The following is a 21,683-nucleotide window of genomic DNA, read 5'->3' as shown; positions in this document are numbered from 1 at the left end:
TTTTTTTATTCTACTTGGATTGCAGATATTTCAATAATCTCTTGTTTTCCTTTGAGTTGAATTTCTCCTAAAGTTCGGGACTTATACTTTGGTTTAAGATTTATAGTATCTAATAACCCATTAGAAATTAATAGGTTCTCGTTATACGTATTGCATTCACTCTGAATTCTAGACGTTGTATTAATAACATCGCCATGGTATGCGATTTCCTTTTTTATCGTGCCAACTTCAGCAACCATTAATTGTCCGCCATGAAGTCCAGCTTTAAACAACGGATTTAGACCATAGGACTTTTGATAATACTTAGAGCGCTTTAGTAATGCATACTGAAACGCATAAAACAAGTCAATACAATTATTATTTTTAACTCCTTTTTTATATCTCCAACTAATCACAGCTTCATCACCAACATATTGATATACTTCAGCATCATACCTGCGTAATATTGTATTGAGATCAAAAAAACAATCTTGAATGAACTGACTATAATGCTTATGGCCTAGTTTTTCAGCAATAGCTGTAGAATCTTTTAAATCTAAAAACATTAAAATCCGCTTTTCTTCCTGAGGCTTTCTGTACTTGCCTAAAAGCATCTTAATAAAAACACCAGAACCCAGCTTATCATTTGCTATTCTTATAAAGGAAAAGACCAAAGAGGTGAGTAAAAAATATGCTGTAGACAACCAAAACAAAGGATCGGTTCGCCACCAGCCTTGCTCATTATTTAAGTCTATATCCATCCTATCTTCAGCGATTAAGGTGATAAAACTTAATGAGATAATAAGTATGGTGAGATAGATGATTAATTTTAGACCAATAGATACCGCTAGGTTAAGCTTTTGAGAAATATACTTTTCAAATGAAAACTCTACAATCGCATAAAAGACACCAATAATAATACCGAGGATTAGTCCAAAATCTAACCATTCAGTAATAGGAATTATATTTTTTGGATTGACGTAGGCAGCGCCTTGCTCTTCGCCATAAGCAAAAAAACGAATCACAATAAATAAAGTAGACGCAAAGCTCCAAAAGAAGACCGTAAAAACAAGAAGTTTTAAAAACTTAAAAAGATTATACTTCAAATCAATATCAAATTTTGCTGTTTAGCCTTTTGAAATTTCATCAACGGCATACTTAAACTCTTTCCAATTAACTTGCCCATCTCCATCTTTATCATAACCTTCAATGAGCTTTGAGGATACAATCCCTCTAATAAATCCGCTTATCTCAGCTTGTTTTAAAAGGGTAACGATTTCTTTTTTTGATAAGGTTCCGTTTCCGCTTTTATCAAAAAAATTAAAGGCATCTTCTGGAGAATCGAAATGATTAGTGATAACGATTTGTATTTTTTTTAGAATTTTCTTTTTAGATGCCATTCAATTTAAGTTAGATGCAACTAAAATTACAAAACTTTTAATACAAATCAATCAGGTTTTCTGCTTCTTCTTTTTAGCAGCTGGGAATAATACATTATTAAGTATTAATCGATATCCTGGCGACGTTGGATGTAAGTCCAACTCAGTTTTTGGATCACCAACTTTGTGTGTGTAATCTTCTGGATCATGGCCTCCATAAAATGTAAAGAAGCCTTTACCTTTGATACCATGGATGTACTTCGCTTCGCCATTGGTTTTATTTTCACCCATCACCAATACATTAGATTTTATTTCCTCACGAGTAAACGATGTTGTTTGTCCCATAAAACCTTTAACCAAAGCTGTATGGTTTTGGCACAGCATAGAAGGGATTGGGTCCCACTTTGCAGAAAATTCCATCAGTGAAAAATAGTCTGTCGTCATTGGGATACGACGCTTTCTTGTCATATCTATTGATGAAAATTCATAAACATTAGGGCTACGTTCTAATAGAAAATCTTTAAACGCAAAGGTTTTATTATAATCGATTTTGTTTTGATATCCAGGATCACTTCCGTCACCATCAAACATAGGTTCGCATATATCAACGCCATCAGCAGATAGTGCTATATCAAAACTATCAGTTGCACTACACATAGCAAACATAAAGCCTCCTCCAATGACATAATCTCTAATTTTTTTGGCTACAGCTAATTTTTCTTCTGAAACTTTAGCATATCCCAATTTGGTTGCCAGTTCTTCGGCTTCTTTCTTTTCTTGAATATACCAAGATGCCGAACGATAAGCACGGTAGAATTTACCATACTGTCCTGTAAAATCTTCATGATGTAAATGCAACCAATCATATAACAATAAAGCATCATTCAATACATCTTCATCATAAACTGTTTCATATGGGATTTCAGCATAAGTCAATACCATAGTTACAGCATCATCCCATGGTTGTAATCCTTTTGGAGTATACACTGCTATCTTTGGCGCTTTTTCCAAAACAACGGCTTCCATATTTTGCGACGGACTAGCAATCATGTTCAAGATTTCTTCGGCTTTAGAATTTGATATGACCTCAAAACTCACACCTCTAATTTGACATTCACGTTGAATTTCTTCCGAATCTGGTAATAGAAAAGAACCGCCTTTATAGTTTAACAGCCACTTGACCTTTAATTGTTTTTCTAAAGTCCAATACGTCACACCATAGGCTTTCAAATGGTTTTGCTGACCTTCAGCATCCATAGGAATTAAAATATACGACGCATATGATGACATCGAAATTAAAAATAGAACTAATACAACAATTGTCTTTTTCATCTAAATTTTTTCAATTTAACCTTTGAAATATAGTCAAAAAATATTCCTAAGCGATAGCCTTTAATATAGTTTTAGGGATTTATTAGCTGAAATGCACCAATAATCACATAAGAGCATCTACTTCTTAAGCGGAGGAATGGTTCGCTCTGGACCAGACAACAGAGACGCGATCACTTTAGTGTTTGGAAACTGTTCTAAAATAATTTTAATGAATACTGTAATTGGAATGGCCATTATTAATCCAGGTATACCCCAAATAAAGCCCCAAAGCATTAGCATAATCAAGACTGTTATCACATTTATAGAAAACGATTTACCCATAAAAATAGGCTCTAAAATAGCTCCAAATAAAACTTGCACTCCTGTAATAGATAAGATAAAAAAGAATAGAGTACTCGTTGGGTCTAACTCAACAAAGGCAAAAACAGATAGTAATATCACCGAAATAAACGAACCTACCATTTGTACAAAATTAATTAAGAAGGCAAAGAGTCCCCAAAAAATTGGAAAACTCACATCAAAGAACACACAGGCTAAACCTGTAAAGATTCCGGTGAACAAACTCACTAAAAACTTAACTTTTATAAACGTGATCAAGTCCTTTTCAATTTTCATGAAGGCCTTTATCGATGTATGCTTTCGCTTTAAAATGGTATTATTCAACACCTTATGCATATTAATAGACTCAGACAACCATAGGATCGTAAAGAAGGTAATCATTAAAATATTGGTCAAAAACTTTCTTACAAAATCAAATGTAGAACCAATGCTTTCTTTTTGAAAAAACTGCGCTAAAAACTTATCATCTCTATTGTATTCTAGACCAACCTTATCTTGCATATACAACATAAGATCATTAATCTTCACTTGAGCTTTTGCAAAGAAACCTGTGTCGTTTGATAAGATTTGTTTACTCGATAGTTGCACCAGTTCTACACCTATAAATACGCCAATACCTATAAGTGCCACGACAACAATAATACTAACCAATCTAGGGACATTGCGTCTTCCAAACCATCGCATCAATGGTAAAAACAGCAAAGCAATAAACATTGATGAGATCAATGGAATAAAAATAAACGATAGAATCTTAAGTAAGTAAAATACAAATGGAACAACAATAAATAATAGTAGGATATTGGTAGTTCGTCTTTCTTCTAGCATGAGGCAATGTCTTTTTAATAGCAAAAACAAATTTAAGACATTAAGTTGTTATAATATCCTAAAAAATCTTAAAATGGCACGTCATTGTCATCATCGCCTTCTGGAGCGCCAAAAGCATCAGAAGCCGAAGGAAAATTATCTGGCTTAAAAGTATCATCATTTGCGGCTGCATTCATCTTGGAATGGAACTCCCCAAAAGGCGTATCAAAATCATCTAAGTTATCAAACTTACCTAAGTGTCCGATAAACTTCAATCTAATATTTTCTAAACCACCATTTCTGTGTTTTGCCACAATAAATTCACCTTGACCTTCTGTTGGTGAGCGCTCTTCGTCGTCCCACTCTTCAATCTTATAGTATTCTGGTCTGTAAATGAAACTTACAATATCGGCATCTTGCTCAATCGCACCAGATTCACGTAAATCAGATAACAACGGACGCTTACTTCCACCACGTGTTTCAACAGCACGCGATAACTGAGATAAGGCAATTACTGGTACATTCAATTCTTTTGCTAGTGCTTTCAAATTACGAGAGATCATTGAGATTTCTTGCTCACGATTTCCTCCTTTTTGGCTTCCACCAGCTGTCATTAGCTGTAAATAATCAATCATGATCATTTTAATTCCATATTGAGAGGCCAAACGACGTGCTTTTGCTCTCAAATCAAAAATAGAAAGTGATGGTGTATCATCAATAAACAAAGGTGCTTTCTCTAAGGTTTTCACCTTCACATTTAACTGTTCCCACTCGTGCTTCTCTAATTTTCCTGTTCTTAACTTTTCCGAAGACAAACCTGTTTCAGAAGAAATTAAACGTGTTATTAACTGTACAGACGACATCTCCAAAGAGAAGAATGCCACTGGAATATTGGTATTAACAGCAATATTACGCGCCATGGTTAAGGTTAAGGCTGTTTTACCCATACCTGGACGTGCAGCGACAATAATTAAATCACTTGGTTGCCATCCCGATGTTAGTTTATCTAATTTGGTAAATCCTGTTGGAATACCACTTAATCCTTCTTTATTAGAAATCTCTTCAATTTTTTTCTTAGCTTGAATCACCAAACTTTGAGCTGTTTCGGTAGATTTCTTGACATTACCTTGGGTTACCTCGTACAATTTTGCTTCGGCAGTATCTAACAAATCAAAAACATCTTTGGTTTCGTCATAAGCCTCCTCAATAATTTCGTTCGAGATTTTAATCAAACTACGTTGAATATATTTCTGAAGAATGATACGCGCATGAAATTCGATATGTGCCGAAGAAGACACTCGCTGGGTTAAAGAAATTAAGTAAAAATCACCACCAACCATGTCTAACTTTGCATCTTTTTTAAGTTGCGTAGAAACGGTTAATAAATCGACAGGTTCACTATTTTCAAATAATTTGAAAATAGCTTCGAAGATATGTTTATGGGCTTCTTTGTAAAATGCTTCCGGACTTAAGATATCAATGACCTCATCGACACCTTTCTTATCAATCATCATTGCACCAAGTACAACTTCCTCTAAATCAATGGCTTGAGGGGGTATCTTGCCTTTCTCTAAACTAATTAGAGTACTTTTATCGACTTGATAGCCTTTTATTTGGTTAGGTTGCTTCATAACTGCGAATGTAAAACAAATGTGCCCTAAAACTGAAGATACGAAATTTTCAATCTTAACAGGTCTTCAACATTTTAACTGTTAATAACTTGATTATATTGTTAATAGCGCTAAAAAAAACCGAAACGAAATGTTTCAGTTTTTTTAATCCGTTATTCTATAAGGTTTAACCTTTAAAAACTCCCATCGCCAAGTATTTATCCATACGTTGATTTACTAAATCTTTTGGTGATAAGTTTTTAAGTTCCTCGTAATTTTTTTCTATGGCTTCCTTTACTGCTTTAAAAGTTGCAGCTCTATCTGCATGAGCCCCTCCTAATGGTTCTTTGATAATATTATCTACCAATTTGAGTTTCTTCATATCTGGAGCAGTTAATTTTAGTGCATCAGCTGCTTGCTCTTTATATTCCCAACTTCTCCATAAAATAGAAGAGCAAGATTCTGGAGATATTACAGAGTACCATGTGTTTTCTAACATTAACACCTTGTCTCCAACACCTATTCCTAATGCTCCACCAGAAGCACCTTCACCAATTATAATAGTAATGATTGGCACTTTAAGGCGTGTCATTTCTAAAATATTTCTAGCAATAGCTTCTCCTTGTCCGCGTTCTTCTGCTTCTAGACCTGGATAAGCACCTGGAGTATCAACCAATGTTACTACAGGAATACCAAATTTTTCGGCAGATTTCATTAAGCGCAATGCTTTACGATAGCCTTCAGGATTTGACATCCCAAAATTTCTATACTGCCTTGTTTTAGTATTAAACCCTTTTTGTTGACCAATAAACATATATGTTTGGTCTCCAATTTTACCCAAACCACCAATCATCGCTTTGTCATCTTTAACATTACGATCACCATGTAATTCTAAAAAAGTATCACCACATAATGCTTTAATATGATCTAGAGTATAAGGTCTATCAGGATGTCTTGACAGTTGTACACGTTGCCAAGCCGTTAAGTTTTTGTAAATTTCTTTCTTAGTTTCAAGTAACTTCTTTTCAATTTTTTTGCAAGTTTGAGTCACGTCTACATCACTCTCCTCACCTATTAATTGACATTTTTCAAGTTGGTCCTGAAGTTCTTTTATGGGTAGTTCAAAATCTAAATATTCCATTGAAATTTTGATTTAGTTCTTAGTTAATCTTTTAGTTAGTCTGTGCAAATATAAAAACTTTAATTGGGTTTATTTGTCAAGGCATTGTGCTTTTTATTACTCTTTCTATTTTTAAGAAACCCATCTGCTAAAACTGTTAGCAAAATCAAAATTGCACCATAGTAAAACTGAGTATTCATGGTTTCAGTTTCAGGAAATAGCAACAAGGCCAAAGCTATACCATACAAGGGTTCTAAGTTATAGGTAAGCACAACTGTATACGGACTTATATATTTCATCACCTTAACAGAACCAATAAATGCATATGCTGTGCAGACCGAAGCGAGAATGAAAATGTAGATCCAATCTGATGTTTTTAAACTGAAAAAGGCCTCATTAAATCCGCCTTGAAAAATTAAAATAAACAATGATAAAAAAACAACACCACTAATAAACTCATAAAATGAGATTACTGTTGCGGTATGCTCTTCAATAAATCGTCCGTTGATTACAGCAAAAAGTGTTGAGAATAAAGCGGAAGAAATGCCCAACACTATCCCATTAAGATATTTTATCTCACTTTGAGTAATTAAAAAAACACCCAAAATGACGATTATTCCGAAGAAAATTTCATACCAAATAATTTTACGTTTATAAATCATTGGCTCAATAAATGAAGCAAAAAATGCGCCTGTCGAAAACATGGCTAAAGTAATAGAAACATTAGATTGATTGATGGCTTCAAAAAATGTAATCCAATGCAATGCGATGATAATTCCAGCAGCAAAAAACTTAAATTTAGTTTTGGTGTCTACCTTGATTTTTAACCGAATCATTTTAATGTAGAGAAACATTAAAATACCAGCAATTAACATACGATACCACACTAATGCCGTTGAACCAATAGATATTAACTCACCTAAAATAGCCGTAAAGCCAGCTATAAAGACTAAAAAATGGAGATGAAAATAGTTTTTGAGTTTAGCGTTTGGCATTATACAGCAGATAAGCAGCTAAGATACCAAAAACGATATTAGGAAACCAGACTGCCAATAAAGGAGAAAAACTTGATTGCTCAGCCATAACACCAAAAACCTTATCGAAAAAGACATAAATCATAGCAATGGTAATACCAAACGCAAGGTTCACGCCCATACCTCCTCTTCGCTTTATAGAAGATACCGAAACTGCAATAATCGTTAGAATATATACGGCTACAGGTAAACTCCATTTTTTGTATTTCACGACCAAATAGCGTCCAATATTTGAAGAACCACTTTTTTCTTCCTTTTCAATAAAATCTAACAGTTCACCATAAGATTTTGTTTCGGCGATATACTCTTCAGGTGTAAGGTCATCGACATTAAACGGAAGAATGGTATCCTTTCGGCTTGCAGACTGAATAATATCTTTGTGCTCTCCAAAGATACGTTTCGAATACCCTAACAGACGATACACACTATCATTATCTTTAATAGAGTTGGCTGTTATCTTATAAGCTAATCTATTACCTTCAAAATGTTCAAGAAAAAAATTAGTCCCGATTCCTGTGACTGGATTAAAGCTACTTACATAGATAAAATCGTTGTCATTTATCTGCTTATAGATATTGGTTGTTTGAACAACATTTTTATTACTTTTTAGATACTTATACTTAAACTGATTAAAGCCTTTACTTGCTTTTGGTGCTAAGTACAATCCCATTAGCAGCGCAAATCCAGCTATGATCGTAGCGCCTATCATATAAGGTCTTAAAAACCGCCAAAAAGATACTCCCGAACTTAAAAAAGCAACAATCTCTGTATTATTGGCGAGTTTAGATGTAAACCAAATAACAGATAAAAATAAAAAGATTGGAAATAATAAATTGGCAAAATATATCGTAAAATCTAAGTAATATTGGGCTACAGCAGCAAATGGTACTTCACGCTCTAATATTTTTCCAATTTTTTCGGCAAGGTTTACTGTAATTCCAATAGGAATAAACAGTAGCAGCATCATTAAAAATGTGAACAAGTAGCGTTTTAATATGTACCAATCTAATATTTTCAAAACTATAAGCGGTTATCCATTTGTTTTACCATTTTATCTTTCCAAGCTCTAAAGTCTCCCGCTAAGATATGCTTTCTAGCTTCTCTTACCAACCACAAATAAAATCCGAGATTATGAATAGTGGCAATTTGTTTGCCTAGTAATTCATTTACAGTAAAAAGGTGTCTAAGATAGGCTTTGGTATATTCGGTATCTACAAAAGTTATTCCCATTTCATCTATAGGAGAAAAATCATCGGCCCATTTAAGATTCTTAATATTGATTGTTCCATGAGCCGTAAACAACATTCCGTTCCTTGCATTTCGGGTTGGCATGACACAATCAAACATATCAACACCTAATGCTATATTCTCTAATATATTTATAGGTGTTCCAACACCCATTAAATATCGTGGTTTGTCCCACGGAAGAATCTCGCACACAACATCGGTCATGGCGTACATTTCTTCAGCTGGTTCACCAACAGACAAACCTCCAATGGCATTACCTTGAGCTCCAGCATTAGCAATATATTCTGCAGATTGTTGACGCAAATCTTTGTATGTGCTTCCTTGAACTATAGGAAAGAAAGTTTGCTCATAATCATACTTAAACGGCGTTTTATCTAAATGAGTTAAACAACGTTCTAACCAACGATGTGTCATATGCATTGATCGTTTGGCATAATTATAATCACATGGATAAGGTGTACATTCATCAAAAGCCATGATAATATCGGCACCTATAGTACGCTGTATTTCCATAACGTTTTCAGGAGTAAATACATGATAACTCCCATCAATATGCGATTTAAACTTCACGCCTTCCTCCTTGATCTTTCGGTTGGCTGATAAAGAATATACTTGATAACCACCAGAATCGGTTAAAATATTTCTATCCCAATTCATAAACTTATGCAGCCCACCAGCTTTTTCCAAAATTGGCGTTTGTGGTCTTAAATACAAATGATAGGTGTTTCCTAAAATAATATCAGGATTGATATCATTTTTCAGCTCACGTTGGTGCACACCCTTAACAGATGCAACAGTCCCAACTGGCATAAATATAGGTGTCTCAATTTGCCCGTGGTCTGTAGTTATCACTCCAGCTCTGGCCTTACTTTGAGAATCGCTTGCTTTTAATTCAAATTTCATAAAAAATGGTCATCAGTGGGCAAAGATAATTATATCACCCTATTAAGGTCTTAAACATTTAATAAAATTATTCACTTACAAACTAAAAACTCATAACTAAAATTTTGATTCTTATTTAAATTGTTAGCAACTGACTAAAATCGTTAATAAGTGACTCCATTCTATTTTTGATTAGCCTTATGAAAACTTTATTTTTGAGCCTGAAATTACTCACACTATTTATATGCCAAACACACAACAATTACAAGACTTAACAACTCAAGTTCGTAGAGATATTTTACGAATGGTTCACAAAGTAAACTCAGGTCACCCAGGAGGTTCATTAGGTTGCGCCGAATTTTTCGTATGCCTCTACCAAGAAATCATGGATAGAAACGATAATTTCGACATGGATGGAATTGGTGAAGATCTTTTCTTTTTATCTAATGGTCATATTTCTCCTGTTTTTTATAGCGTTCTAGCAAGATCTGGATATTTTCCAGTAGACGAATTAAACACCTTTAGATTAATTGACTCTAGATTACAAGGACACCCAACAACTCATGAAGGTTTACCTGGAGTTAGAGTAGCTTCGGGATCGCTCGGACAAGGGTTTAGTGTTGCTCTAGGTGCCGCAGAAACTAAAAAGCTTAACAAGGATAATCATCTCGTTTACAGTTTACATGGTGATGGCGAATTACAGGAAGGTCAAAACTGGGAAGGTATCATGTATGCTGCAGCTAATAATGTAGATAATATTATTTCTACTATTGATTTAAATGGGCAACAAATTGATGGTGCTACAGACGATGTCTTACCTATGGGAAGTGTGAGAGCGAAGTTTGAGGCTTTTGGCTGGACTGTTGTTGATATTGAGTACGGTAATGACATTGATGCGATTTTAAAAGGAATGGCCGAAGCTAAGTCTTTAACAGGAAAAGGAAAACCTGTTTGTGTACTATTGAAAACAGTTATGGGTAATGGTGTAGATTTTATGATGCATACACATGCTTGGCATGGTAAAGCACCCAATGATGAGCAATTAGCAATAGGTCTATCTCAAAACGCAGAAACCTTAGGAGATTATTAATATGAAAAAAACGTTAACAGTTCTCGCTTTGTTTTTTCTGCTATTTTCTTATGCTCAAGAAAAAACGATTACCATTGACTATACTGTTAAATATTTATCTCCAAATAAACGTAAAGGGACTACAGATACTATTACTGTTGGATTTGAAAAAAACGGCAAGTATATCTGGACCAACAGTAAAGCTCTGGCTAAAGATCTAGGTAAATCTATGTTTAGAAAAAAACCTGAACTATTGGAGAACTCAGATTTGGCTATTATTTATGATTCAAAAAACGCTATGCTAATAATGTGCTTTGAATCAGGTAAAAATGAATTTTTCATGAATGTAGAATTATCAGCTATCATTCCTGGTCCTATACCAAACGATGATGGTGACGAGTTTGAGTTGATATCAGAAAAAACAGAAGAAACCATTACTATAGCTAACAGAGAAGCAACACTTTATGACGTGTATCCATCTCATAAAAATTCGGAAACAATATCTGTTGCTTTAGATGAACGTATAAAAATTAACAATAATCTATTATTCAAAAAGTTTTTTGAAATCATGTTTGCCGCTGACGATAATGCTAAACTATTAGGGTTTAATATTCCTGATGGATTACTTATGAAAGTTGGCAGTGACGAAAAAACCTTAATAGAAGCATATACAGTTGACTCAACAAAAAAAGAAATAACTATTAATTACAGTTTCAAAATCAAAGAATGAAAACATACACAAACACAGGAAACAAAGATACACGCTCAGGTTTTGGAGCTGGATTAACAGAATTAGGAAAAACCAATGAAAATGTCGTTGCACTTTGTGCCGACTTAATTGGCTCTCTAAAAATGGATGAATTTAAAGCCAATCATCCAGAGCGCTTTTTCCAAGTCGGTATTGCCGAAGCCAATATGATTGGATTAGCTGCAGGTATGACCATTGGTGGTAAAATTCCATTTACAGGAACTTTTGCTAACTTTTCAACAGGTCGTGTTTATGATCAAATTAGACAAAGTATTGCCTATTCTGATAAAAATGTAAAAATTTGTGCATCGCACGCAGGTTTAACTCTTGGAGAAGATGGTGCAACACATCAAATCCTTGAAGATATTGGTTTAATGAAAATGCTGCCAGGTATGACGGTTATTAATACTTGTGATTACAACCAAACAAAGGCTGCTACTATTGCTATTGCCGAACATCACGGCCCTGTTTATTTGCGTTTTGGCAGACCGAAAGTAGCTAATTTCACACCTGAAGATCAAAACTTTGAAATTGGTAAAGCGGTTCAACTTACCGAAGGAAATGATGTCACCATTGTTGCTACTGGACATTTAGTTTGGGAAGCGCTTGAAGCTGCAAAAACGTTAAATGAACAAGGTATTTCAGCCGAAGTTATCAATATTCACACTATTAAACCTTTAGATGATAAAGCCATCTTAGATTCGGTTTCAAAAACAGGATGCATTGTTACTGCTGAAGAACATAATTACTTAGGTGGTTTAGGAGAAAGTGTCTCAAGAGTCTTAGCTCAACACAAACCTACACCTCAAGAATTTGTAGCAACTAACGATACTTTTGGAGAATCTGGAACACCAGCTCAACTTATGGAAAAGTACGGTTTAAACGCCAGTGCCATCGTAAAAGCAACTGAAACTGTGTTAAAAAGAAAGTAATAATATTCGTTTGGCAACGTTTTTGATACTATACATCAAAATCACAAAAAACGAATATTATGAAGAAATTAGTTATTAGTACGTTTTTATTAACGTTATTTTGTTTAGGTGCTAGTGCACAAACTGGAAGTTCATTTGGTATCAAAGGCGGCTTAAATTATAATGCCAATGGTGATTATTTTGAATCTATTGGTGACAACGCCCAAAATCCAGATCGTAACATAGGCTATCACATTGGTGTTTTCGGGAAATTAGGTAACAAACTCTATTTTAGACCAGAGCTAATGTATACAAGTACGAAGAGTGATTATCAAGATGATTCTTTTGACATGAAAAAGATCGATGCACCACTCTTGGTTGGATTAAAAGTTATTGGACCTGTTAGCGTCTTTGGCGGACCATCATTACAATATATTTTAGATACTGAATTTGATGGTATTGATATAGATAATGTAGATGACGATTTTTCTATCGGATTAAACTTTGGTATTGGATTAAACCTGAATAAAATAGGAATTGATCTTCGTTATGAAAGAGGCTTTAATGATAATGAAGCAAATTTTATAGGTAATAACCTAGGCGAAGGTGTTGTAAGTAGAATAGACACAAGACCGGATCAATTGATTTTAAGTTTATCTATAGCTTTGTAATACGAAAAATTAAACACAAAAAAAGACGCCTAATCAGCGTCTTTTTTTATTATACTTATTTTATTATTTTAAGAATCTTGATTGCTCTCTGTAGAGTCTTCATCTAAATAATTTGGAATACCATCTCCATCTGTATCATCATTGGTAGGATCTCCATCATTGTCGATATCTTCATTAATAGTTAATACGCCATCACCATCATCATCTGGGTCAAAAAAGTTAGGTACACTATCATCATCTGTATCATCATCATTAACACTCTCATTTCCATTTAAATCTTCAAGGTGAGATAATACACCATCGTTATCATGGTCATTAGCTTCAGCTGCATATAATTCAAACTTAAAAATTAAATTAGAATACACTGGAACTCCAAAAGGAGGCGTTGCATAATATGCTAAACCAGAAGGTATAAACATAACACCTAATCCATAACCTGAATAATCAACAGTACCATCTTCATTAACGATAAAGTCTGATGCCGTATTAAATCTAGGAATAACATTTCTCCAACCTTCAATTAAACCTGTTAAATCAAAAGGAAGATTAGGATTTACGGAGCTATCAAATACAACTTCGTCCATTAAATTTCCAGAATAAATTAGCCTAATATTATCTGTAAAATTAGGACTGTATTCCCCATCTCCTTGGTTTAAATTAAGAATATAGAATTCGTACTCTGTCTCCTCAAAGGTTCTAGTAAATGTATCTACTGCATCTATCAATAACGTATTTTCATCTGGATCTGGTAATGGTAAATAATTACCATTGTCATCTTGAGGCAACTCTGTAATTACGATTTCGTCTATAGTATGATCTCCAGGAGTTTCAAAAACAGACGAGTTGTAATAATGCGTTTGAAAGTAATCAATTAAAGAGTCATTATCCACAACTTGCTGCTCTACTCTATCTCTTTCTGGTATAAGGCTCACCTCTGGGTCATCAGGCTTACAGGCGAAAAAAGACAGCGCCGAAAGCGTAACAACTGCTACTACATTTTTTAATTTTATCATGATTAAATTTTTCTTTAATTCAAATAAATTTGAATCGTTCAATATTGCTTATTTTTATCACGCAAGATACAATAATATAATATTTTTGCGCAATACAATTAACGTCAATTTCACAGTTTTAATATGCGAGTCGATAAATACTTATGGTGCATTAGATATTGCAAAACAAGAAGTATAGCAACAAATGCTTGTAAAAAAGGACATGTAAAGGTAAACGGACAAGTTGTAAAACCCAGTAGAGAGGTCTATCCTACCGATAAAATTGACTTTAGAAAAGATCAAATTAACTATCAAATTGTAGTTAATGATTTACCTGAAAGTCGTGTTGGTGCAAAACTTGTAGACATATATAGAACTGATGTCACACCAAAAGAAGCATTTGAGGCCAAAGACATGCTAAAATATTCTAAGGATTATTATCGAAAAAAAGGAGTTGGAAGACCTACCAAAAAAGATCGAAGGGATATTGATGATTTTTACGATACACCCGAAGAAGATATCCAAATTTAATACGCTGACTAATAAAACTGTTTTTTATCTTTGAAGAAATAATTCCTAAGTATGAGCCTTACCAAAAACATCATCTTGAATCATCAAGAAATTCAGCATAAGATCAAGCGTATTGCGTATCAAATTTATGAAAGTAATGTGTATGAAAATGAAATCATTTTAGCTGGAATTGAAAACAATGGTTACATACTGGCAAAAAAACTAAAGCAAAGTCTCGAAAAGATTTCAGATTTAAAACCAATACTTTGCAAAGTTAAGATTGACAAGAAAAACCCACTTTCTGAGATAAAAACATCATTGAATCAAGAAGAATACATTAATAAATCTATTGTATTAATTGATGACGTATTAAATTCTGGTAGTACGTTAATTTATGGTGTAAAACACTTTTTAGATGTTCCATTAAAACAATTCAAAACTGCTGTTTTGGTTAATCGAAATCATAAAAAATATCCTGTAAAGGCAGATTTTAAAGGAATTTCTTTGTCAACATCACTTCATGAGCATGTCGAGATTATTTTATCAGGAAAAGAATATGAAGCCTATTTAAAATAATTGTGCTACAAGCTCTTCAACAACCTCATTAACAGATTTATTATCGGTTTTTATACTCAAGTGTGCTTGCTCATAAAAAGGAGCGCGTTCAAATAAATGTTTACCAATAAACTCATTAAGCTCTGCAATAGATTCTATATGGGAAATTAATGGTCGCTTTACCCTTTCCTTATATAAACGTGCAGACAATGTTGGTATTATAGCTTTTAAGTAGATGGATTGCGTGTTGTTTGAATGTAAAAGCTTTTCCATATTATTACCATAGCAAGGCGTTCCTCCTCCAAGTGCTATAATAGTATGCTCTAAACCAATAACTTCATCGAGATAATTGGCTTCGGCTTTTCTAAAATATATTTCGCCCTTGGTTTCAAAAATAGCTGCAATAGTCGCGTTTTCATTGTCTTCGATAAATTCGTCAAAATCTAAATAGGTATAGTTTAAAACTTCAGCCAATTTCTTGCCAATTACTGATTTTCCAGAGCCCATATATCCAACTAAAAACAAAGTCATTTTCTCGTTATAAATTGATAATTAAAAACATAAGATATGCAATCACAAAAAAACGAAAAATTATCTAAAAATAGGTTTGGAATATTAATTAATCGTTTTATATTTGCACCCTCGTTTAGAGAAACTTATTGACTTGGTAGCTCAGTTGGTAGAGCATCTCCCTTTTAAGGAGAGGGTCCTGGGTTCGAGCCCCAGCCAAGTCACAAGAAATTAGTTAAGCAGCCGCTTAACTTTTTTTTTATCTTTACTGAAGAATGCGCACGTGGCGGAATTGGTAGACGCGCTGGCTTGAGGGGCCAGTGACCGCTTAGGTCGTGGAAGTTCGAATCTTCTCGTGCGCACTTTATTTTCGTCCCTTTTTTCCCACTTATCAACGCCATTTGTTAATAGTTATACTATTAAAAAAACCTTAAAGTTTAGTGTTCTTCCAAAAAAAGTTTATTTTTGTTTAACCTTTTTAAATTAAAAATGAACAACGTTAAGAGCACATTTAGTATCAAAGACCTAGAAAACCTAACTGGTATTAAGGCACATACTATTAGAATCTGGGAAAAGCGATACAATCTGCTTCAACCTGAAAGAACAGATACAAATATCAGATATTATAGTCTAGGCAATTTGCAAAAGCTACTTAACATTAGTTATCTTAATAACAATGGTTACAAGATTTCTAAAATTGCTTCTTTACAAAACGATGAAATTACTAAATTAGTTAAGGAGGTTGCTCAAAGTGATCAAACCAATAACCACTCCATTGATACATTCAAACTGTCAATGTTGAACTTTGATCAAAAACTATTTTACGATACCTACGAAGGTCTGCTAAAAGAAAAGACCTTTATCGAAATGTTTTATCAAGACTTTATCCCATTGCTTTCTGAAATAGGCATGTTATGGCAAACCGATACCATAACACCAGCACATGAACATTTTCTAACGTCATTAATCAGACAAAAAATATTAATTAATACCGAGAAACTTCAATCCAAAAATCAAATAGATACTAATAAAGTCTTTGTATTGTATCTTCCAGATAATGAAGTTCACGAATTAGGACTTATGATTATTAATCATGAGATCATTGCAAGGGGTCATCAAGCTATTTTCTTAGGTCAAAGTGTTCCTCTTAATAGTTTAAAGGATTTACTAAGCTATTATGACGACATTACATTTGTATCCTATTTTACAGTCAAGCCCGAAAAAGAGTATATTGATGAATATCTCAAAGATTTTTCAGATAATTTATTAATCGAAAAATCAATCAAACTTTGGATTATTGGAAGAATGCTAGAAGAATTAGACTTAAATAAGCTTCCAAAGCAAATTACACCTTTCAATACTATTGAGGAATTAGTTAAAAAATTATAAAATTTTATCGTTAAAGTTAATTTTGTTTAACTTTTGTTTAAATTTGTTGAACAATGAACAAACACATCTCTATTATAGGTTCTGGTTTTTCGGCTCTAGCTGCTTCGTGCTATTTAGCTCGAGATGGTTACAAGGTCACCATATTTGAGAAAAATAAAACCATTGGTGGTCGCGCAAGACAACTCCATAGAGATGGATTTACCTTCGATATTGGTCCTACTTGGTACTGGATGCCTGATGTTTTTGAACGCTTTTTTGCAGATTTCAATACAACACCCGAAAACTATTACACTCTAGACAAATTAAATCCTGCTTATAGTGTTTACTTCGGAAAAGAAGATTACATCACTATTGAAGATACTATAGAGAAAATTTGTGCTGCTTTTGAAAGAGAAGAAAAAGGCAGTTCAAAAAAACTCATGAAGTTTATTGATAATGCACAAAACAACTATGAGGTTGCTATAAAAGATTTAGTCTATAGACCTGGTGTATCACCATTTGAATTAGTCACTCCAGTGACTATGAAAAAAATCGGACAGTTTTTTAGCACAATCAAGAAGGATGTTAGGAAAGAATTTAAGAATGATAGACTAGCGATGATTCTTGAGTTTCCGGTTCTGTTTTTGGGAGCCAAACCAGATAACACGCCTTCATTTTATAGCTTTATGAACTATGCCGATTTTGGTATAGGAACATTTCATCCTAAAGGTGGTATGTATAAGGTCATTCTAGCTATGGAAACATTAGCCAAAAGCCTTGGTGTCACTATAAAAACTGAAAATTCAATTGACAAAATTGTCGTTGATAATGGTAATGCAACTGCAATAGTGTCTAATGGAACTAATTATACAAGCGATATCATTTTAAGTGGTGCAGATTATCATCACACTGAAACGCTTTTAGATTCAAAATATGTTCAATACTCTGAAACTTTTTGGAAGAAAAAAACCTTTGCGCCTTCTTCCCTATTATTTTATGTTGGATTTGATAAAAAACTAAAAAACGTAAATCATCATACATTATTTTTTGATGTCGACTTTGATGTTCATGCAAAAGCAATTTACGATGCACCGAAATGGCCAGAAAACCCATTGTTTTATGCGAGTTTTCCTTCAATAACCGATGATAATGCAGCTCCTGAAGGGAAAGAAGCAGGAATTTTCTTAGTGCCTTTAGCTCCTGGCTTAGAAGATACAGACGAGTTAAGGGAAGCTTATTTCAAAAAAATAATTACACGTTTTGAAGATTTGACTTCTCAAAGCGTCGAAAAAAATATTATATTTAAAGAGTCCTATTGTGTCAACGATTTTATAAAAGACTATAATTCGTACAAAGGAAATGCCTACGGAATGGCAAATACGCTCTTACAGACTGCATTTTTAAGACCCAAATTGAAAAGTAAAAAGGTAAACAACCTATATTTCACAGGACAATTAACGGTTCCCGGACCAGGAGTTCCGCCTTCGCTAATTTCAGGTAAATTAGTCGCAGAACTCATTAAAAAACACCACAGTAACTAATTATGAAAGCTATTTTTGATACCGTTTCAAACCAATGTAGTAAAACTGTTACCAAATCGTACAGTACTTCATTTTCTTTAGCAACAAAAATGTTATCTAACTCTATTCGTCAAGATATTTACAATATTTACGGGTTTGTAAGATTTGCCGATGAAATTGTAGATACCTTTCATGATTACGATAAAGAATTATTGTTTGAGAATTTTTCAAAAGATCTAGAATTAGCACTTAAGCATAAAATAAGTCTTAACCCAATTCTAAATTCTTTTCAAGAGACATATCATAAATATGATATTGATAAAAGTCTAGTAGATGCTTTCATGAAAAGTATGCGTTTAGACTTGCACAAACAAAACTACCTCACCGATGCTGAGTATAAAGAATACATTTATGGCTCTGCAGATGTTGTTGGCTTGATGTGTTTAAAAGTTTTTGTAAAAGGGGATCAAAAAAAATATGATACCTTAAAAGATTCTGCTATGAGTTTAGGATCTGCATTCCAAAAAGTAAACTTCTTAAGAGATTTAAAAGCCGATTTTGAGGATTTAAGTAGAACCTATTTTCCAAACACAGATCTCAATCATTTAGATGAAGCCTCAAAACAGGCTATTATTGATGATATTCAAAGTGATTTTGCAAAAGGCTTACAAGGCATTAAAAAATTACCTATTGAAGCAAAATTTGGAGTTTTTATGGCGTATCGCTATTATAGTCAACTACTCAAAAAATTAAAAAAGACACCTGCGTTAGAAATTAAATCTACACGCATAAGAGTGCCCAATTATAAAAAGTTCGAGCTACTTACGAGAAGCTATGTCAAATATCAACTAAATTTAATGTAATTGTATGCAAACAGTATATTGGATTATTATTTTTTTAGGTGTGTTTTGCACTATGGAATTTATGGCCTGGTTCACACACAAATATGTCATGCACGGCTTTTTATGGAGTTTACACAAAGATCACCATCATAAAGATCATAAAAGCTGGTTTGAACGTAATGATGCCTTCTTTATATTTTATGCTGTAGTAAGTATGACATGTTTTTACCTTTGGAGCTATGAAGGTGTTTGGTATTGTTTACCAATAGGCTTAGGAATTATGGCTTATGGAGCAACCTACTTTTTAGTACATGACATTTTCATTCATCAACGTTTTAAACTATTTAGAAATGCCAATAACTGGTATGCTAGAGGCGTTAGACGAGCGCATAAAATTCATCATAAACATCTCGGAAAAAGTGATGGCGAATGCTTCGGAATGTTGTTTGTTCCTTTCAAATACTTTAAGAAATAGCACACCATATCGTTTATGACAGATAATTCCCATTTCGATTATATCATTATAGGAAATGGTTTAGCTGGTTTCCATCTGGCTTTAAAAATGGTTTCTGATACTTATTTTAAAGATAAGCAAGTTGCTCTTATAGATCCTTCAAAAAAAGACACAAACGATAAAACATGGAGTTTTTGGGAAACAGCACCATCACAATGGGATGATGTTGTACATAAATCATGGTCTAAAGCGTCTGTAGTCACTTCAAAAACAAATGTTGAACTCAATCTCAATCCATATGCCTACAAAAGCATTCGTGCAATCGATTTCTATACGCAAGCCAAGGCAATACTAAAACAGCAACAAAACATCCATTTTATACAAGATACAGTAACTTCTGTTGTAGAAGAAGATAATGTGATAGTATCTACAAATCTAAATGTCTATTCTGCATCGCATGTGTTTGACAGTAGAATCCCAAAAGATTTTTATGAGAGATCAAAACAGTGCATTTCACTCATTCAACATTTTAAAGGTTGGGTGATTAAAACTGAAACAGAAGTCTTTGATGATGAAAAGGTTACGATGATGGATTATCGTTTAAAGGATGGTAAACAAACGACATTTACCTATGTGTTGCCGTTTTCAAAAACAGAAGCCCTTGTAGAGTTTACATATTTTACTGAAAATGTCGTAGCTGAAACCACTTATGATCATTATATTAAAAACTACATTAAAGAGTATCTCAATATTGATCACTATAACATATTAGAAACTGAAATGGGTCAAATTCCAATGACCAATTTCGCTTTTGAAACATACAACACTAGCAAAGTAACAAAAATAGGAACTGGTGGTGGATGGGTTAAAGGATCAACAGGGTATTCTTTTAAGCATACTGAAAAAAAAGTAGCTCAAATTATCAGTAATTTAAAAGATAAAAAACTACCTTCAAAAGGTCTTTTCAAAAAGAAATATAAGTTTTACGATAAGGTATTTTTAAAAGTTTTAAAGGACGAAAATCAAAAAGGTGAATGGTTGTTCGAACAATTTTACTCTAAAAACTCTGTACAAACCATGTTTCGATTTTTAGATGAAGAATCTACTTTTTTAGAAGAAATAAGTATTATGACCTCTCTCTTTTCTTGGTCATTTATCAAAGCTTTTTTTAAAACACTTTGAGTTGTTCATCAATAGTATTGATGACACGTTCACTATTCCAGTCTGCAGCACCAGATTTGTCAATAACGATTTCTCCTTTCCTATTGATGATAAATGTTCTAGGAATTGAACTCACATTAAAATCTTTTGGATACTTAGTTAGCGATTGATACACCTCAAAACTATAATTATTGTGAATCGTAAACTCATAGAGCTTTTCTTTATCTTCATTAGATACAAACAGAAATACGACATCATCATTTGATTTGTAATGTTGATATAATTTTTCGAGACTCGGCATTTCGGCAATACAAGGCGGACACCAAGTTGCCCAAAAATTTATCACAATGACTTTTCCTTCAGCTGATTTAAAATCATAAGTATTGTTAGACATGTTTTTTAATGTCCAATCGTAACTAGATAGCACTTTCCTTTCAGAACTTTTGATTACAGAAGGCTTTACAAAAAGTGCGATACCTTTATTAATGAATACTTGTATAGGTTGTCGGGTTTGCGGAATCAACAACAACGCAATAATCACAATAAAAATAAGATTGTATAGTTTTGATTTTTTTGATCTAGCCATAATAATGATAAAAGAAACGCACTACCATAGTCGGCAATGCGCTTCAAATCTAACAACAA

The 21,683-nt window shown here is 33.4% G+C and carries 23 protein-coding genes and 2 tRNA genes; 13 read left to right on the top strand and 12 right to left on the bottom strand.

Features of this window, described 5'->3' with window-relative positions; translation table 11 throughout:
- Positions 1 to 5 precede the first annotated feature (5 nt).
- The 9 genes from KWG70_RS15430 to tgt all read right to left on the bottom strand — a co-directional run bounded on the left by KWG70_RS15430 (position 6) and on the right by tgt (position 9,748).
- A complete protein-coding gene (locus KWG70_RS15430) occupies positions 6 to 1,085 on the bottom strand; it encodes an adenylate/guanylate cyclase domain-containing protein (protein ID WP_230936938.1) in 1,080 nt (359 codons plus the stop codon).
- 21 nt (positions 1,086 to 1,106) lie between these two features.
- A complete protein-coding gene (locus KWG70_RS15425; RefSeq protein WP_230936937.1) occupies positions 1,107 to 1,379 on the bottom strand; it encodes an EF-hand domain-containing protein in 273 nt (90 codons plus the stop codon).
- A gap of 51 nt (positions 1,380 to 1,430) precedes the next feature.
- Positions 1,431 to 2,615: an asparagine synthetase B gene (locus tag KWG70_RS15420; protein WP_394801640.1), complete on the bottom strand. Its 1,185-nt coding sequence runs from the start codon at positions 2,613 to 2,615 to the stop codon at positions 1,431 to 1,433.
- A gap of 192 nt (positions 2,616 to 2,807) precedes the next feature.
- A complete protein-coding gene (locus KWG70_RS15415) occupies positions 2,808 to 3,854 on the bottom strand; it encodes an AI-2E family transporter (protein WP_230936935.1) in 1,047 nt (348 codons plus the stop codon).
- A 68-nt stretch (positions 3,855 to 3,922) separates the two neighbouring features.
- A complete protein-coding gene (dnaB, locus tag KWG70_RS15410; RefSeq protein WP_230936934.1) occupies positions 3,923 to 5,464 on the bottom strand; it encodes a replicative DNA helicase in 1,542 nt (513 codons plus the stop codon).
- Positions 5,465 to 5,630: 166 nt separating this feature from the next.
- Positions 5,631 to 6,584 (bottom strand): acetyl-CoA carboxylase carboxyltransferase subunit alpha, encoded by a 954-nt coding sequence (locus tag KWG70_RS15405; RefSeq protein ID WP_230936933.1) that lies wholly within the window; start codon positions 6,582 to 6,584, stop codon positions 5,631 to 5,633.
- Positions 6,585 to 6,643: 59 nt separating this feature from the next.
- The gene (locus tag KWG70_RS15400) at positions 6,644 to 7,558 is read right to left on the bottom strand and encodes a DMT family transporter (protein WP_230936932.1); all 915 of its coding nucleotides are present in this window, start codon (positions 7,556 to 7,558) and stop codon (positions 6,644 to 6,646) included.
- Entirely contained in the window at positions 7,545 to 8,615 is a 1,071-nt protein-coding gene (locus KWG70_RS15395; RefSeq protein WP_230936931.1) for an LptF/LptG family permease, read from the bottom strand. Before KWG70_RS15395 ends, KWG70_RS15400 begins: the two co-directional genes overlap by 14 nt.
- A 2-nt stretch (positions 8,616 to 8,617) precedes the next feature.
- Positions 8,618 to 9,748, bottom strand: a complete 1,131-nt coding sequence (gene tgt / locus KWG70_RS15390) for a tRNA guanosine(34) transglycosylase Tgt (protein ID WP_230936930.1) — start codon at positions 9,746 to 9,748, stop codon at positions 8,618 to 8,620.
- 223 nt (positions 9,749 to 9,971) lie between these two features.
- Here tgt and KWG70_RS15385 point away from each other — a divergent pair, with 223 nt between their 5' ends.
- Genes KWG70_RS15385 through KWG70_RS15370 form a run of 4 tightly spaced genes read left to right on the top strand, consistent with a single transcriptional unit; the run spans position 9,972 to position 13,126 of the window.
- Complete coding sequence (locus KWG70_RS15385) at positions 9,972 to 10,817, top strand: transketolase (RefSeq protein WP_230936929.1); 846 nt, start codon at positions 9,972 to 9,974, stop codon at positions 10,815 to 10,817.
- Between the two features lies 1 nt (position 10,818).
- Positions 10,819 to 11,526: a hypothetical protein gene (locus KWG70_RS15380; RefSeq protein WP_230936928.1), complete on the top strand. Its 708-nt coding sequence runs from the start codon at positions 10,819 to 10,821 to the stop codon at positions 11,524 to 11,526.
- Positions 11,523 to 12,476 (top strand): transketolase family protein, encoded by a 954-nt coding sequence (locus tag KWG70_RS15375; RefSeq protein ID WP_230936927.1) that lies wholly within the window; start codon positions 11,523 to 11,525, stop codon positions 12,474 to 12,476. Before KWG70_RS15380 ends, KWG70_RS15375 begins: the two co-directional genes overlap by 4 nt.
- A gap of 59 nt (positions 12,477 to 12,535) precedes the next feature.
- Positions 12,536 to 13,126 (top strand): porin family protein, encoded by a 591-nt coding sequence (locus tag KWG70_RS15370; RefSeq protein WP_230936926.1) that lies wholly within the window; start codon positions 12,536 to 12,538, stop codon positions 13,124 to 13,126.
- Positions 13,127 to 13,194: 68 nt separating this feature from the next.
- On the opposite strand, the gene KWG70_RS15365 is transcribed toward KWG70_RS15370, so the two are convergent.
- A complete protein-coding gene (locus KWG70_RS15365) occupies positions 13,195 to 14,139 on the bottom strand; it encodes an FKBP-type peptidyl-prolyl cis-trans isomerase (RefSeq protein WP_230936925.1) in 945 nt (314 codons plus the stop codon).
- Positions 14,140 to 14,262: 123 nt separating this feature from the next.
- Here KWG70_RS15365 and KWG70_RS15360 point away from each other — a divergent pair, with 123 nt between their 5' ends.
- Positions 14,263 to 14,649 carry an RNA-binding S4 domain-containing protein gene (locus KWG70_RS15360; RefSeq protein WP_230936924.1) on the top strand — a complete coding sequence of 129 codons (387 nt, stop codon included), beginning with the start codon at positions 14,263 to 14,265 and terminating at the stop codon, positions 14,647 to 14,649.
- 51 nt (positions 14,650 to 14,700) lie between these two features.
- Positions 14,701 to 15,204, top strand: a complete 504-nt coding sequence (locus KWG70_RS15355) for a phosphoribosyltransferase family protein (protein WP_230936923.1) — start codon at positions 14,701 to 14,703, stop codon at positions 15,202 to 15,204.
- Here the strand turns inward: KWG70_RS15355 and KWG70_RS15350 are convergent.
- Positions 15,196 to 15,714 (bottom strand): shikimate kinase, encoded by a 519-nt coding sequence (locus KWG70_RS15350; protein WP_230936922.1) that lies wholly within the window; start codon positions 15,712 to 15,714, stop codon positions 15,196 to 15,198. The genes KWG70_RS15355 and KWG70_RS15350 overlap by 9 nt on opposite strands.
- A gap of 130 nt (positions 15,715 to 15,844) precedes the next feature.
- Between KWG70_RS15350 and KWG70_RS15345 the strand changes: the two genes are divergently transcribed.
- The 7 genes from KWG70_RS15345 (at position 15,845) to KWG70_RS15315 (ending at position 21,059) form a co-directional block, all read left to right on the top strand.
- A tRNA-Lys gene (locus tag KWG70_RS15345) sits at positions 15,845 to 15,917 on the top strand.
- Between the two features lie 53 nt (positions 15,918 to 15,970).
- Positions 15,971 to 16,055 (top strand) — tRNA-Leu (locus KWG70_RS15340).
- Between the two features lie 127 nt (positions 16,056 to 16,182).
- Entirely contained in the window at positions 16,183 to 17,082 is a 900-nt protein-coding gene (locus tag KWG70_RS15335; RefSeq protein ID WP_230936921.1) for a MerR family transcriptional regulator, read from the top strand.
- Positions 17,083 to 17,135: 53 nt separating this feature from the next.
- The gene (locus tag KWG70_RS15330; RefSeq protein ID WP_230936920.1) at positions 17,136 to 18,602 is read left to right on the top strand and encodes a phytoene desaturase family protein; all 1,467 of its coding nucleotides are present in this window, start codon (positions 17,136 to 17,138) and stop codon (positions 18,600 to 18,602) included.
- Between the two features lie 2 nt (positions 18,603 to 18,604).
- Positions 18,605 to 19,444: a phytoene/squalene synthase family protein gene (locus tag KWG70_RS15325; RefSeq protein ID WP_230936919.1), complete on the top strand. Its 840-nt coding sequence runs from the start codon at positions 18,605 to 18,607 to the stop codon at positions 19,442 to 19,444.
- Positions 19,445 to 19,448: 4 nt separating this feature from the next.
- On the top strand, positions 19,449 to 19,898 hold the full coding sequence (locus KWG70_RS15320) for a sterol desaturase family protein (protein ID WP_230936918.1): 450 nt from the start codon (positions 19,449 to 19,451) through the stop codon (positions 19,896 to 19,898).
- 15 nt (positions 19,899 to 19,913) lie between these two features.
- Complete coding sequence (locus tag KWG70_RS15315) at positions 19,914 to 21,059, top strand: lycopene cyclase family protein (protein ID WP_230936917.1); 1,146 nt, start codon at positions 19,914 to 19,916, stop codon at positions 21,057 to 21,059.
- Here the strand turns inward: KWG70_RS15315 and KWG70_RS15310 are convergent.
- Positions 21,046 to 21,624, bottom strand: coding sequence for a TlpA family protein disulfide reductase (locus tag KWG70_RS15310; RefSeq protein ID WP_230936916.1), 579 nt, complete (start codon positions 21,622 to 21,624; stop codon positions 21,046 to 21,048). The two genes, KWG70_RS15315 and KWG70_RS15310, sit on opposite strands and share 14 nt — an antisense overlap.
- Between the last annotated feature and the right edge of the window lie 59 nt (positions 21,625 to 21,683).

The organism is Psychroserpens luteolus, assembly GCF_021032705.1.
Taxonomy (GTDB): domain Bacteria; phylum Bacteroidota; class Bacteroidia; order Flavobacteriales; family Flavobacteriaceae; genus Psychroserpens; species Psychroserpens luteolus.
Note: the sequence above shows the minus strand (reverse complement) of the source record. Positions and strands in the feature narration are given on the sequence as shown.